The following is a 14115-nucleotide window of genomic DNA, read 5'->3' as shown; positions in this document are numbered from 1 at the left end:
GGGCAGTATGCCAGCGGGGGTGTGGGGCTGCGTTCGCAGGAATGACGAGAAAAAAACCGATCGCCCTGCTGTAATTCACACATGTGGCTTCGCGTGCACCTTGCTCACGCCGGCACCATCACCGGCCCCGGCTCCGGGGCGTCGTCGTCCACCGCCAGCGGCAGCGGGTTGCCCGGCACCGCCAGCAGCGGGCAGCCCGGCGGCAGGTGCATGCGCACGCGGCGCGGCACGCACTCGACGCGGAACGCCGTCGCCTCCAGCGGCTCGCCATCGAGGTTGAGCGTCAGTGGTTGCGTCGATTCGATCTCGACCCACGGCAGCTGCGCGCGCACCGCAACCCGGTCGAGGGCGGCGTTCCGGCCCTCGGTCAGCAAGGTGCCGACGGTAGCACCGACCTCGCCCGACAGCTCCGGCACGATGGTCAGGTCGAGCAGGCCGTCGTCGATCACCGCGTCCGGGCACAACGCCTGGCCGCCGCCGGCCTGGCGGCCGTTGCCCAGGCCCAGCGCGATGAAGTCGCCGCTCCAGTCGAAACCGTTGCCGCGGATGCGCGCGGTGATCGGCTCGATCCTGCCGAGCTTGGCGATGCCGGTGATCAGGTAGGCCAGGCCCCCGAGCATCTTCTTCAGGCCGTCGTCGGTCTCGACCGTGACCTGGGTGCCGAAGCCGCCGCTGGCGAGGTTCGCGCACCAGTGGGTCTGGCCGTGGGCATCGATGCGCAACAGGTCCACCGCTTGCGCGGCGCTGGCGTGGATCAACTCGAACGCGGCATCGGGGGCATCGGGGATGAGTGCTGCAGCGGCGAAATCGTTGGCGGTGCCCAGCGGCACCAGGCCGAGGCTGGGCAGGTCGTCAGCGCACTCGTCGCGGTGCGCGAGCGTGGTCGCCACCTCGCTCAAGGTGCCGTCACCGCCGGCCGCGACCACGGTGTCGACACCCTCCGCAATCGCCTGCGCGACATAGCGCTCGGCGTCGCCGGCTTCCCAGGTCACGCGCACGCTCAGCGCGACGCCGCGCGCGCGCAGCGCCTGCACCGCGCCACGCAGCGGCTCGTCGCCAGCGGACTTGCCGTTGAGGATCAGGCGCCAGCGCGGTGCTTTCATGCGTCGGGTCGTCCATCGAAAGGATGGCCGCAGGCTAGCAGCGTGTTCATAAAACATCGTGAAATCAGCCCTTCGCAAGCGCGTGCTTGTCATGCCGCGGTCATCGCGCGCGCGGAGGATCAGAGTCCATATCAGGGACGACGGGCGGAGGCGGGATTGCCTCCAATATTCGCAAGGCCGGCCTCAGGACGAGGCCGGCCTTTTTCTTGCTTCGCGCCAGAGCAAATCTCCCCCGACCCCTCTTTTCCAAAGAGGGGAGCACGGCGCTTGCTCGAGCATCCGCGGGCTGTTGCTCCCCTCCCTGACAGGGAGGGGCTGGGGGAGAGTTGCTTCTGCCGTTGCCGGACTTCAGCCCCGCACGGCGGCCACCGCCGCCTTCATCCGCGAGATCACCTCGGCATAGCCGTGCTGGTCGGCACCGGGCGCGTTGAAGATCGCCGAGCCGGCGACGAAGCTGTCGGCGCCGGCGGCGGCGATCTCGGCGATGTTCTCGGCCTTGACCCCGCCGTCGATCTCGAGCCGGATCGGCTTGCCGCTGCGGTCGATCATCTGCCGCACGCGGCGCAGCTTGTCGAGCGTCGAGGGGATGAACGACTGCCCGCCAAAGCCCGGGTTGACCGACATCAGCAGCACCATGTCGAGGTCGTCGAGCACCCAGTCGAGCACCTCCACCGGCGTGCCGGGATTCAGCACCAGCCCGGCCTGGCAGCCGTGCGACTTGATCAGTTGGATCGTGCGGTGCACGTGCGCGCTGGCCTCGGGGTGGAAGCTGATGATCGACGCCCCCGCCTTGGCGAAGTCCGGGACGATGCGGTCGACCGGCTCGACCATCAGGTGCACGTCGATCGGTGCGGTCACGCCGTGCTTGCGCAGCGCCTCGCAGACCAGCGGGCCGATGGTCAGGTTGGGCACGTAGTGGTTGTCCATCACGTCAAAATGGACCCAGTCGGCGCCGTCGGCGAGCACGCGATCGACCTCGTCGCCGAGCCGGGCGAAGTTGGCCGAGAGGATGGACGGGGCGATCACGGTCGGTTGCATGGCGGCGCTCGGGCGGACAGGCGGCCATTGTCGCCCCCACCCGCCGCCGGTGAAACCTCGGATGCATCCGCCGTGGTCGAGGCGCCGTACCCGATCGAGGTGGCAGTGGCCGAATCACGGGCTGCTGCTCACTTGTTCGTCACGCAGCACCCCGGCTGCGGCTTGGACGCGACCCTCAGGAGAGACCCGATGAAGCCAACCATGAAGTCACCCCGGATCGATTTGCCGCGCCCGCGCGCGTTGCCGCCAGCATCGCTGTGCGCCGCGCTGTTGGCGATCATCGCCACCCCGGCCCTCGCCCAATCGGCGGGCGACTGGAGCGGCGGTTACGTCGGCGGCTATGCCGGTGGCGTGATGGAGCCCGACGACGGCAACGACCGCATCGCGTTCGACACCAACCTCGACGGCAATTTCGACGACACCGTGCGCACCGGAACCGGCGCCGATGCATTCTCGCCGGGCTCGTGCAATGGCGTGGCGCGGGCCCCGACCCCGGCCGGTGGCTGCGCGGAGAACAGCGGCGGTGCCGAGTTCGGCCTGCGCGTCGGCTACGACTGGCAGGTCGACAACTGGGTGTTCGGCGTGGTCGGCGAGTACGGCGTCAACGACGCGCGCGACGCGGTGACGTCGTTCAGCACCACCCCCGCGCGCTACACGATGCTGCGCAAGGTCGACGGCATCGCCGCTATGCGCGGCCGCGTCGGCTGGGCGTTCGGCGACGGCGGCAATAACCTGCTCTACGCCACCGGCGGCTATGCGCAGGCGCAGATCGAGAACTTCTTCAGCACCAGCAACACCGCCAACAGCTTTACCGCCAACGGCGACAGCGACGCCTCGGGCGCGCAGTTCGGCCTGGGTTACGAGCGCCGGATCGGCGAGTTTCTGGCGGTCGGCATCGAGTACCTGGCGACCCGGCTCGACGACGACGAGGCGCGCGTGCGGGTCGGCCCGGGTTCGGCGCCGCCGACCAACCCGTTCATCCGCAGCAACCCCAACGGCACCGATTTCCGGCGCAGTGATGAGGACTTCGACCTCGACAGCGTGCGGCTGACCGCGGTCTACCGCTTCTAGGATTCTCGGGGGGACGGCCGACGCGCCGGTTCGCAGGCTAGCGTGGGCGCAGCCCTTCTCCCGATCGGTCAGCGCTTGCGCAGGGTCCTGATGCGGTCGTAGGCGGCGTTGATCTCGCGCGCCTTGGCCTCGGCGTGCTGGCGCAGCTCGGCGGCGGCGCCGGCGAGCTTGTCGGGGTGGTACTGCGAGATCAGGCGGCGGTAGGCCTGGTCGATCTCGGCGTCGCTCGCGTCGGAGGTCAGCCCCAGCGCCGCGTACGGGTTGTCGCGGCGCAGCTTGAACCAGTCGCTGTCGAACGCGTGGCCGATCAGCAGGCCCAGCGCAGCGCCGAGCAGCGGGTTGCCGCGCAGCAGCGCGGCACCGGCGAAGAAGCCCAGCAATTTGCCGTACCAGCGTTTCATGGGCAGCGCGAAACTCGCGGAAATCCGGGCGCCAGTCTACCTGCAAGGCCGCGCCCGACAGGCGTACACTGCCCGGCCCTGTCGCGCCTGCGCGCGCGGTGACGGCAGGGTCCGCGTGCCAGCAAGCGCGTGCCACCAAGGATTCCCGCGTTGTCGACGACCCAGCTGCGACCTGCCCTGTCCCGCTCCGACCTGCCCGGCCTCCCGCTGCGCCACCGCGGCAAGGTCCGCGACGTGTTCGACCTGCCCGCCGACCGGCTACCGCCGGGCACGCCCGCCGGTGACTACCTGTTGATGGTCGCGACCGATCGGCTCAGCGCGTTCGACGTGGTGCTGCCCGACCCGATCCCGGGCAAGGGCGAGATGCTGTGCCAGATCAGCAACTTCTGGTTCGGCAAGACCGGCCACATCGTCCCCAACCACCTGACCGGGATCGACGTGGCGTCGGTGCTGCCGGCCGGCGTCGACGCCGCGCTGTACGCGCAGCGCGCGGTGGTGACCAAGCGCCTCAAGCCGGTGCCGATTGAATGCATCGCGCGCGGCTACGTGATCGGCAGCGGCTGGAAGGACTACCAGCGCACCGGCCGCATCAGCGGCATCGCCCTGCCCGACGGCCTGCGCCAGGCGCAGCAGCTGGCCGAGCCGATCTTCACCCCGTCGACCAAGGCCACGGTCGGCGACCACGACGAGAACATCGACTTCGACACCGCGGTGCGCACGGTCGGCGCCGAGCTGGCCGAGCAGGTGCGCGACGCGACGCTGCGCCTGTACGTGTACGCGCGCGACTACGCCGCGCAGCGCGGGATCCTGCTGGCCGACACCAAGTTCGAGTTCGGCACCGACGTCGACGGCCGTCTGTACGTGATGGACGAGATGCTGACCCCGGACTCGTCGCGCTACTGGCCGGCCGACGAGTACCAGGTCGGCACCAGCCCGCCGAGCTACGACAAGCAGTTCGTGCGCGATTACCTGGAAGCGCTGGGTTGGGACAAGACCCCGCCCGGCCCGGCCCTGCCGGCCGAGGTGATCGAACGCACCCGCGCGAAGTACGCCGAGGCGCTGCAGAAGCTGGCCGGCATCAGCGTCGACTGAGCGCAGGCTTCTGGGGGAGCGGCTTCAGCCGCGAGACACGCCTGCGCATGGGTGTCCGCTGCCGCCGACCGCCGCGGTCGGCCCGGCGCCGGCGGGTTCGCGATCAAGCTATTCTCGACGCCTGCCGCGCACCGCGCGCGACCCCGGAGACCGCCGCCATGAACGTCGCGACCGACCGTAGCCAGACGTCGACCCGCCCGATCGACCGCTGGTTCGCCAGCTACTCCGACGACCACCGCAACCCGACCAACCAGCTGATCCACGTGTTCTGCGTGCCGGCGATCGCGTGGAGCGTGATCGCGCTGCTGTGGTGCATCCCGTCGCCGGGCACGCTGTTCCGGCCGGGCACCTGGGCCGGCGTGGCGATGTTCGCCGCGGCGCTGTTCTACTACCGCGCCTCGCGCCGGCTCGGGCTCGGCATGATCGCGATGTTGGTGCTGATGGCGCTGCTGACCGGCGCGCTGTACGACGTCCTCGGCGCCGGCACCCTGCTGTGGCTGGCGCTGGGCGTGTTCGTGGTGGCGTGGATCGGCCAGTTCCTCGGCCACAAGATCGAGGGCCGCAAGCCGAGCTTCCTGACCGACCTCACCTACCTGCTGATCGGCCCGGCCTGGGTGCTGGCCAAGCTCTACCGCAAGCTGGGCTGGGCGTACTGAGCGATGGCGACAACGCGCGGTTTGCACGGACGCGACCTCGCGCTGGTCCTGCTCATCGCGCTGGCGTGGGCCGGCAACTTCCTGACCTCGGCGCTGGCGCTGCGCGAAATCCCGCCGTTCCTGTTCACCGCGTTGCGCTTCGCGCTGCTGGCGCTGCCGCTGCTGTTCGTGCTCAAGCGGCCCGCGCGCGGGCAATGGCCGCGGCTGCTGGCCTCGTGCCTGTGCATCGGCGTGCTGCATTTCGGCCTGAGCTTCTCGGCGTTGAAGCTGGCCGGGGATTTGTCGTCGCCGGCGATCGTGCTGCAGAGCTACGTGCCGATGACCGCGCTGCTGGCCTGGGTGGTGCTCGGCGAGCGCTTCGGCTGGCGCACCGGGCTGGCGATCGCGATCAGCTTCGGCGGCGTGCTGGTGCTCGGCTTCGACCCGCTGGTGCTCGACCAGCCGCTGGCGCTGGTGCTGATGCTGGTGTCGGCGCTGTTCCTGGCGATCGGCACGGTGCTGATGAAGCCGCTGCGCGACCTCGACGTCTGGAGCCAGCAAGGCTGGATGGCGCTGGCCAGCGTGCTGCCGCTGCTGGCTGTCAGCGCGCTGGTCGAGCCCGGCGCGCTGGCGCTGCTGCCCCAGGCCAGCTGGGTCGCGTGGCTCGGCGCGCTGTACGCGGCCTTCGTCTCGTCGCTGCTTGGCCACGGCCTGTACTACGTGCTCGTGCAGCGCCACCCGGTCGCGCAGGTGACGCCGTGGCTGCTGCTGGTGCCGGTGCTCGCGGTCGGCCTGGGCATCGCGTTCTGGGGCGACCGCCCGGGGCCGCGGTTGCTGCTCGGCGGCGCGATGGTGCTCGGCGGCGTGCTGGTGATCGCGCTGCGGGCGATGACCAAGGCGCGCCCGGTGGCGGCGTAGGGCGGCTTTCAACCCGCCATCGCCATACCCGCGTGCCGCGCCAGCCACGCCATGCGCACCCAGCGGCATTCGCGGGTGCATGACGGCGGGTTGAAAACCCGCCTTACGGATCGTTGCGCGCGACGAACATCTCCGCGGTCGGCCGGAACGCGCGCGGCACGTAGCGCAGGTCGCGCTGCGCCGGGGCGATGTCGAACACCAGGTCGCTGCGCATGCGCCGCACCGCAGCCTCGCCTAGGCCGCTCGCGCGGCCGCTGGCTTGCGCGGCCAGCAGCGCGAGGTTGAACAGCGGCGACGGCAACTCGACCAGCGCCGGCGGCGGCTCCAGCACCGCGAGCACGCGCGCGACCATGTCGCGATAGGTCAGCGTTTCGCCGCCGGGCAACGCATACGCGCGGCCGGGCGCCGCGGCGCTTTCCAGGCACGCGAACGCGGCCGCGGCGAGGTCGTCGACATGCACCGGCTGGCGCAGCCCGCGTGCGTTGCGCGGCAACGGGAAACGCCGCCAACGCTGCGCCAGTTGCGCGATCCGGGTAAGGGTTGCGTCGCGGCCGGCGCCGTAGACCAGAGTCGGGCGCAGCACGGTCGCGGTCGCGCCGCGCGCCTGTGCAGTCGCGAACACGCCGGCCTCGCCATCGCGCAGGCGCTGGGAAACATCGCGCTCGCGCGCATCGGCCGAGCCGCGCTTGCTGTCGACGCTGGTCGAGCCGAACGCGACCACGCGCGCGGCCTCGATGCCCGTCTGTGCGTACCAGCGCGCGAACACGTCCAGCGGCCCGCAACTGAACACCGCATCCACGCGCGCCGGCAACGGCGGCAGCGCCTCGAAACCGCCGCACAACCAGTGCAGGCCGGGTTCATCGGAATGCGCATTGCGCGACAGCGCGGTCACCCGCCAACCGTCGCGGCGCAGCAGCGGCAACAACGGCTGGCCGATCTGGCCGCTGCCGCCGAACACCAACGCGTGCCGCACCGGTCAGCGCCCCGCGCGCGCGGGCAACACCGCGCGCAACCAGGCGAAGCCGACCACCGCGGCGATGACCGACGCCGCCAGGATCCCGAGCACCGCCTCCTCGTAACGCGCCGGATCGCGATACGCGAGCGAAGCGATAAACAGGCTCATGGTGAATCCGATGCCGCACAGCAGGCCCAGCCCGATCATCGCGCGCAGGTCCATCCCGGCCGGGAACCGCGCCCAGCCCAGCGCGCGCATCAGCAGCGCGGCTGCCACTATCCCGATCGGCTTGCCGAGCACCAGGCCCAGCACGATGCCCAGCGGCAATGCCGCCAGCGCGTCGCCCGCGTCCAGCCCTCCCAGTACCAGCCCGGCGTTGACGAATGCGAACAGGGGCAGGATCGCGTAGGCGACCCACGGGTGCAGCGCGTGTTCGAGGTATTCGAGCGGCGAGTGCTCGACCTCGTCGTCGATCGCGTTGTGGCGGTTGACGTGCGGGATCATCAGCCCGGTGGCGACACCGGCCAGCGTCGCGTGCACGCCCGACTTCAGCACGCACACCCACAGCACCGCGCCGAGCAGCAGGTAGGGCGTGAGTGCGGTCACGCCGCGGCGATTGAGCAGCCACATCGCCAGCAGCGCCGCGCCGGCCCAGCCCAGCGCGACCACCGACATCCCGTGTGAGTAGAAGACGGCGATGATGAGGATCGCGATCAGGTCGTCGACCACCGCGATCGTCGACAGCAGCAGCTTCATCGCCACCGGCACGCGTGAACCCAGCAGCGCGAGCACGCCCAGCGCGAACGCGATGTCGGTCGCGGTCGGCACCGCCCAGCCGCGCATCGCCGCGGCATCGCCCTGGTTGAGCGCGACGAAGAACAAGGCCGGCAGTGCGACGCCCGCGCTCGCGCACACCAGCGGCAGGACCAGTTGCTCACGCCCGGCGAGCTGGCCGGTCAGCGCCTCGCGCTTGATCTCGAGCGCGACCAGCAGGAAGAACACCGCCATCAGGCCGTCGTTGATCCACAGCAGCAGCGGCTTGGCGATCTCGAACTCGCCGACGCCGATCCGCACCGGCAGGCCGCGGAACGCTTCGTAGGCGGATTGCAACGGCGAGTTCGCGGCGATCAACGCCAGCGCCGCGGCGGCGATCAGGACGATGCCGCCGGCGGCCTCGAGCCGGAAGAATTCGGCCAGGGCGTGCGCCGCGCGCCGCGACAGCGGCCGGCCGCGCGCGGCGGCGGGGAGGGGTTCGGTCATCGCCGCAGTATATCGACGGGGTTTGCCACACCCGCCCGCGCGCGAGCGCGAGCGATCATGCGGCCGGACGCAGCATCCCGCTCAGCCGACCGCGGCCACCGCACCGGCGCCCTGCACCAGCCACCACTCGAACGCCAGCCAGGCGATGAAACCGACCGACAGGATCACGCCTTCGCGCTTGCTGACCTGCATGTCGCCTCGCAGCATCGGGTACATCACCAGCGCGAACGCGAGCGCGGCCGGCAACGCGTAGCGCACCAGCAGGCCCGGCAGCGGCAGCATGTTCCAGGCGGCCATGCCGCCGACGATCACCAGCGCGTTGAACACGCTCGAGCCGATCACGTGGCCGACCACCATGTCGCCCTGGCCGCGGCGCGCGGCGAACACGGCCGCGGCGACTTCCGGAAGCGCGGTGCCGATCGCGACCGGGATCAGCCCGGTTAGCAGCATCGACAGGCCCAAGCCTGCGCCAAGGACCGGGGCGTTCACCACCACCAGCCGCGAACCGAAATACAGCAGCACCGCGGCGATCGCGAAGCGCAGCAGGTTGAGGCGCAAGTCGGTGCCGGTGCGCGCGAACGCGGCGATCTCGGCCTGCAGCTCGGGCGTCTCGCGCTGGCTGCGCACCACCGCGTACGCTATCGCGGCGACGAACGCGAGCAGCAGGACGATGCCTTCGAGCCGCGACAGCACGCCGTCCAGGCCCATCACGATCAGGGCGCCGGTGCCGACGATCAGCACCAGCAGCATCGTGCTCAGCGCACGCCAGCGCACCAGCAGCGGCGCCGCCAGTGCGGCCAGGCCCAGGGTTAAGCCGAAGTTGACGACGTTGCTGCCTACTGCATTGCCCAACGCGAGTGCCTGTTGCCCGCGCGCGATCGCGTGCAGGTTGACCGCAATCTCCGGCAACGAAGTGCCGAACGCGACCAGCACCAGGCCGGCCATGAATGGCGACGCGCCGATCCGCTGCGCCAGCCCGGACGCGCCCTTGACGATCGAGTCGCCGCCCAGTGCGAGCAGCACCAGCCCCAGTACGAACCAGCCGATGGCTTCGAACATTGCGTCACCCCTTCCCGTCAGTTCGGCGATTCTATGCCGATGCCGCGCGGCCGCGTCCAGCGCGCCGTGCAGCGCGCGCCGCCGTTGCGCTGCAGCGGATCACGAACAGCCTTCGACATAGTCGACCTGTGGCGGCACGCCGATGTGCCAGTCGCCGACCTTGCCGGCCTCGTCGGTCTCGAACACCAGCACGCCGTTGCCGCCCGCGGCATCTTGGATCCTCAGGTACTGGCCATCGGTGTACTCGTGCGGGCTCGCTTCGACGCGGCCCAGGTACAACCGGCGGATGTCGTCGGTGCTCATGCCGCGCTTGCCGCCGCCGGGCGCGACGATGTCGGCGCTGTCGACGTCGATGCGCACGAACTTGTCGCCCTCGACCATGAAGCCGACGCCATAGCCGCCCTGGGGGCGCGGCAGCGGATACAGGTAGTGGCAACCGCCCGGCTCGGAGGGGGTATCGACTTTGAGGTCCTTGCCCCAGGCCATGCGCACGGCTTCGGCGCTGTCTCCGAACTTCGCCGGCCCAAAACCGGAGAAACTGATCGCACCGGCGGCAGGCGCCGGTCCGGGTGTGGGGCCCGCTGGCGGATTGATCGCAGGCGGCGCGGTGGCCGGGGGCACGTCTTCGGCCGGCTGATGCGCCGGCGTGGGCACGGCGGCCGAAGGTTCGCTGTCGGCGGGCGCTTCGCCGCGACACGCAGCCAGGGACAGGACAAGCAAGCCCAGTGACAACACATGCTTCATCGGTACATCCAGGCACGAGGCAGCCTGCAGCCTAGCCACGCACCGTGAACGCGACGCGAAGCGACGCCCGCCTAGCGCGATGGCGCGACGAAGTGCTTCTGCAAGCCGGTCCAGCAGGCCTGGTAATCGCGTTGCCGATGCGCGGCATCGAGCGCCTGCCGGGTCGGTCGCAATACCGCGCGGGTCTCGAACATGAAGGCCATGGTGTCGCCGACCACGTCGGGTTGGGACAGGTTCGCGGCGCTGGCCTTCTCGAACGTGGCCGCGTCGGGCCCGTGGCCGCTCATGCAGTTGTGCAGCGACGCGCCGCCGGGCACGAAGCCTTCGGCCTTGGCGTCGTACGCACCGTGCACCAGGCCCATGAACTCGCTGGCGACGTTGCGGTGGAACCAAGGCGGACGGAACGTGTGCTGCGCCACCAGCCAGCGCGGCGGGAAGATCACGAAGTCCAGGTTGGCCGTGCCCGGCGTGTCGCTGGGCGAGGTCAGCACGGTGAAGATCGACGGGTCAGGATGGTCGAAGCTGATCGAGCCGATGGTGTTGAAGCGGCGCAGGTCGTACTTGTAGGGCGCGTAGTTGCCGTGCCAGCCGACCACGTCGAGCGGCGAGTGGCCAATGTCGGCTCGCCACAGGTGACCCTGGAACTTGGCAATCAGCTCGAACTGTCCTTCGACGTCCTCGTAGGCCGCGTTCGGCGTGAGGAAGTCGCGCGGGTTGGCCAGGCCGTTGCTGCCGATCGGACCGAGGTCGGGCAGGCGCAGCAGCGCGCCGAAGTTTTCGCAGACGTAACCCGACGCCGCGCCGTCCGGCAACTCGACGCGGAAGCGCACGCCGCGCGGGACCACCGCGATCTCCTGCGGCTCGACCTCGAGCACGCCCAGTTCGGTGGCGATGTGCAGGCGACCGTGCTGCGGCACGATCAGCAGCTCGCCGTCGGCGTCGTAGAAATAGCGCCCGGCCATCGAGCGGTTGGCGGCGTACACATGCACGCCCACGCCGTGCTGCGCGGCCGGCGAGCCGTTGCCGGCCATCGTGTACAGGCCGTCGACGAAATCGACTGGCGCCTCGGACACTGCCAGCGGGTTCCAGCGCAGCTGGTCCGGCGACAGCGGGCCGACCTCGAAGTCGTTGTGAAGGCGCGGCTGCGGGTACGGCGCGAACATCCCGTGCATCGCCGCCGGGCGGATCCGGTACAGCCAGCTGCGGCGGTTCTCGCCGCGCGGCGCGGTGAACGCAGTGCCCGACAACTGCTCCGCGTACAGGCCGTGGGCGACGCGCTGCGGCGAGTTCTGGCCCAGCGGCAAGGTGCCGGGCACCGCCTCGCTCGCAAACTCGTTGCCGAAGCCGGACAGGTAGCCGGCGGCGGCGATGCGGTGGGCATCGCGCGCAGCGAGGGCGACTCCGCTATCGCGTGAGTCGCTGTCGTTGCCGGCAGGATTATTGGCGTTGTTCATGCGCGTGCTCTCGAGAGCGTTCGTTAAAGCCCCTCTCCCACCGGGAGAGGGGTTGGAGTGAGGGTTCGGTGTGCGACGGCGTTGAAGATCGCTTCGAAAACCGCCTGTGTTTGCATCAGCACGTCGTTGTCCCAGAAGCGCAGCACCTTCAGACCTCGTGCTTCGAGAAACCGGGTGCGCACGCGATCATTCTCTTCCGTGTGCTGAGAGCCATCGAGTTCGACCACCAACTTCGCTGCATCGCAGTAGAAATCGACGATATACGGCGGGATCGGATGCTGGCGCCTGAATTTCAGTCCACCGAGTTGGCCACCGCGCAGGTGGCGCCACAATTTGTGTTCGGCGTCGGTCGACTCACGCCGAAGCTCACGCGCCTTGTCGCGCGTGAGGGTAGGCAACGGTGGTCGTGAATGTTCGTCCATGCTTCGGCCCCTCACCCCAACCCCTCTCCCGTTGGGAGAGGGGCTCCAAAGCCCAAGCGTCGGCTTACAGCACGCCGCGCTTCATCTGGTCGCGCTCGATGCTCTCGAACAGCGCCTGGAAGTTGCCTTCGCCGAAACCCTCGTTGCCCTTGCGCTGGATGATCTCGAAGAAGATCGGGCCAATGGCATTGGTGGTGAAGATCTGCAGCAGCTTGCGCTGCTTGGTCTCGGCATCGGCGTCGATCAGGATCTTGTTCCTGGCCAGGCGCGCGACGTCCTCGCCGTGGTTGGGCACGCGCGCGTCGATCACGTCGAAGTAAGTGTCGGGGGTGTCGAGGAAGCTGATCCCGGACTCGCGCATCGCCTCGACCGTCGAATAGATGTCGTCGGTGAAGCAGGCGATGTGCTGTATGCCCTCGCCCTTGTAGGCGTCGAGGTACTCGTTGATCTGCGACTTCGGGTCCGACGATTCGTTGAGCGGAATCCGCACCACGCCGTCCGGCGCGGTCATCGCCTTGGACACCAGTCCGGTCTTGGCGCCCTTGATATCGAAGTAGCGGATCTCGCGGAAGTTGAACAGGCGCTCGTAGTAGTCCGACCACTTCTGCATGTTGCCGAAGTAGAGGTTGTGGGTCAGGTGGTCGATGAAGGTCAGGCCGAAGCCCTTCGGGTCCGGATCGGCGCCCTGCACCGGCAGGAACTCCTCGTACATCGTGCCGTGCTCGCCATAGCGGTCGACCAGGTACAGCATGCAGTCGCCGATGCCCTTGACCACCGGCGCATCGACCGCCTTGGTCTCGGGCTTGTGGTCGATCGCCTCGCCGCCGTTGCCCAGCACCACCTGGCACACCTCGCTGGCCGGCTTGCGGAAGCGGATCGCGAAGCCGCACGCGCTCGGGCCGTGGGCGCGGGCGAAGTCGGCGGCGAAACTGTCGGGGTCCTCGTTGACCAGGAAGTTGACACCGCCCTGGCGGTAGATGGTGATCGGCCGGGTCTTGTGGCGCGCGGTGGCGGTGAAGCCCATGCGCCGGAAGTAGTCGTGCAGCAGCTCGCCCTGGCCGTCGGGCGCAGCGAACTCGACGAACTCGAAACCGTCGATGCCGAGCGGGTTCTCGAAGGTGGTGACCTGCATGCCGAGGTTGGGCTGCGCGTTCATGGCATTGTTTCCAGTGGCGGCGGCGTCCGCGGACGGACGGCCGGGTGCGGGGGATTTGACGCAATGGTCGTTATAGTTTCACATGAAACCATAAGCAAGGCACGGTGCAGCATGAACAGCGGCGATGACATTTCTCCTGCCTGCCGGCCCGCGCGTGGCCGCCATGCCGAGCTCGACCTCGAGCACTTCCTGCCCTACCGGCTGTCCGTGCTGTCCAACCGCGTCAGCAGCGCGATTGCGCGCGTGTACTCGGAGCGGTTCGCCCTGGGCGTGACCGAGTGGCGGGTGATGGCGGTGCTGGGCCGCTACCCGGACTTGTCCGCCAACGAGGTCGCGCAGCGCACCGCGATGGACAAGGTCGCGGTCAGCCGCGCGGTCGCGAGGCTCACCGAGGCCGGCCGCCTGCAGCGCGAGCTGCATGACGACGACCGCCGACGCTCGGTGCTGCGCCTGTCCGAGGCGGGCTACCGCATCTACGACGAGGTCGCGCCGCTGGCGCTGGCGTTCGAGCGTCGGTTGTTCGAGGGCATGGACACGGCCGAGCGCGAACTGCTGTTCCGGTTGCTCGACCGGCTGGACGAACTAGAGATCCGCGCCGAGGCGGACATCCCGCCTCGATAAGGACCGTGCTTAGCGCACATGCCGCGCCTGACCACAAAAAAAACGGCGACCCGAGGGTCGCCGTCTTTGTTGCCCTTCCGAACCCAGTGCCGAACCGGCCCGCGATGATCCACAACCAACGCCGTAACCGATGCCGCGCCGGCGGCCGACGCTACCCAGACGCCGATGCCTTCTTGGTGGAGCGCC

General features: G+C 69.5%; 15 protein-coding genes. 5 read left to right on the top strand and 10 right to left on the bottom strand.

Annotation, left to right across the window (positions count from 1 at the left end; genetic code table 11):
* Positions 1-104: 104 nt before the first annotated feature.
* Both yegS and rpe read right to left on the bottom strand, forming a co-directional pair.
* Positions 105-1103 (bottom strand): lipid kinase YegS, encoded by a 999-nt coding sequence (yegS, locus tag ACFQZQ_RS06590; RefSeq protein WP_386811968.1) that lies wholly within the window; start codon positions 1101-1103, stop codon positions 105-107.
* Between the two features lie 348 nt (positions 1104-1451).
* A complete protein-coding gene (rpe, locus tag ACFQZQ_RS06585; RefSeq protein WP_386811967.1) occupies positions 1452-2141 on the bottom strand; it encodes a ribulose-phosphate 3-epimerase in 690 nt (229 codons plus the stop codon).
* 189 nt (positions 2142-2330) lie between these two features.
* Between rpe and ACFQZQ_RS06580 the strand changes: the two genes are divergently transcribed.
* Positions 2331-3212, top strand: coding sequence for an outer membrane protein (locus ACFQZQ_RS06580; protein ID WP_386811966.1), 882 nt, complete (start codon positions 2331-2333; stop codon positions 3210-3212).
* Between the two features lie 68 nt (positions 3213-3280).
* Here the strand turns inward: ACFQZQ_RS06580 and ACFQZQ_RS06575 are convergent, their stop codons facing one another.
* A complete protein-coding gene (locus tag ACFQZQ_RS06575; protein WP_386811965.1) occupies positions 3281-3613 on the bottom strand; it encodes a J domain-containing protein in 333 nt (110 codons plus the stop codon).
* 165 nt (positions 3614-3778) lie between these two features.
* On the opposite strand from ACFQZQ_RS06575, the gene ACFQZQ_RS06570 reads away from it, so the two are divergent.
* From ACFQZQ_RS06570 to ACFQZQ_RS06560, 3 genes are all read left to right on the top strand, one after another.
* On the top strand, positions 3779-4705 hold the full coding sequence (locus tag ACFQZQ_RS06570) for a phosphoribosylaminoimidazolesuccinocarboxamide synthase (RefSeq protein ID WP_386812556.1): 927 nt from the start codon (positions 3779-3781) through the stop codon (positions 4703-4705).
* Between the two features lie 158 nt (positions 4706-4863).
* The gene (locus ACFQZQ_RS06565; protein WP_386811964.1) at positions 4864-5361 is read left to right on the top strand and encodes an Mpo1 family 2-hydroxy fatty acid dioxygenase; all 498 of its coding nucleotides are present in this window, start codon (positions 4864-4866) and stop codon (positions 5359-5361) included.
* A gap of 3 nt (positions 5362-5364) precedes the next feature.
* Entirely contained in the window at positions 5365-6258 is an 894-nt protein-coding gene (locus ACFQZQ_RS06560; RefSeq protein WP_386811963.1) for a DMT family transporter, read from the top strand.
* Positions 6259-6361: 103 nt separating this feature from the next.
* Here ACFQZQ_RS06560 and ACFQZQ_RS06555 read toward each other — a convergent pair whose 3' ends face one another.
* The 7 genes from ACFQZQ_RS06555 to hppD form a co-directional block, all read right to left on the bottom strand.
* Positions 6362-7231 (bottom strand): NAD-dependent epimerase/dehydratase family protein, encoded by an 870-nt coding sequence (locus ACFQZQ_RS06555; protein WP_386811962.1) that lies wholly within the window; start codon positions 7229-7231, stop codon positions 6362-6364.
* A 3-nt stretch (positions 7232-7234) separates the two neighbouring features.
* A complete protein-coding gene (nhaA, locus tag ACFQZQ_RS06550; RefSeq protein WP_386811961.1) occupies positions 7235-8473 on the bottom strand; it encodes a Na+/H+ antiporter NhaA in 1239 nt (412 codons plus the stop codon).
* A gap of 81 nt (positions 8474-8554) precedes the next feature.
* Positions 8555-9532, bottom strand: coding sequence for a calcium/sodium antiporter (locus tag ACFQZQ_RS06545; protein WP_386811960.1), 978 nt, complete (start codon positions 9530-9532; stop codon positions 8555-8557).
* Positions 9533-9631: 99 nt separating this feature from the next.
* Positions 9632-10018 (bottom strand): hypothetical protein, encoded by a 387-nt coding sequence (locus ACFQZQ_RS06540; protein WP_386811959.1) that lies wholly within the window; start codon positions 10016-10018, stop codon positions 9632-9634.
* Positions 10019-10347: 329 nt separating this feature from the next.
* A complete protein-coding gene (hmgA, locus tag ACFQZQ_RS06535; RefSeq protein WP_386812555.1) occupies positions 10348-11628 on the bottom strand; it encodes a homogentisate 1,2-dioxygenase in 1281 nt (426 codons plus the stop codon).
* Positions 11629-11753: 125 nt separating this feature from the next.
* Positions 11754-12152 (bottom strand): endonuclease domain-containing protein, encoded by a 399-nt coding sequence (locus ACFQZQ_RS06530; protein ID WP_386811958.1) that lies wholly within the window; start codon positions 12150-12152, stop codon positions 11754-11756.
* 64 nt (positions 12153-12216) lie between these two features.
* Positions 12217-13284, bottom strand: a complete 1068-nt coding sequence (gene hppD, locus ACFQZQ_RS06525) for a 4-hydroxyphenylpyruvate dioxygenase (protein WP_386812554.1) — start codon at positions 13282-13284, stop codon at positions 12217-12219.
* A 135-nt stretch (positions 13285-13419) separates the two neighbouring features.
* Between hppD and ACFQZQ_RS06520 the strand changes: the two genes are divergently transcribed.
* A complete protein-coding gene (locus ACFQZQ_RS06520; protein ID WP_386811957.1) occupies positions 13420-13929 on the top strand; it encodes a MarR family winged helix-turn-helix transcriptional regulator in 510 nt (169 codons plus the stop codon).
* Positions 13930-14115: the final 186 nt, after the last annotated feature.

The sequence above is a fragment of the Lysobacter koreensis genome (assembly GCF_042677045.1).
GTDB lineage: Bacteria > Pseudomonadota > Gammaproteobacteria > Xanthomonadales > Xanthomonadaceae > Lysobacter_K > Lysobacter_K koreensis.
This window is presented reverse-complemented; position numbering and strand designations above follow the sequence as displayed.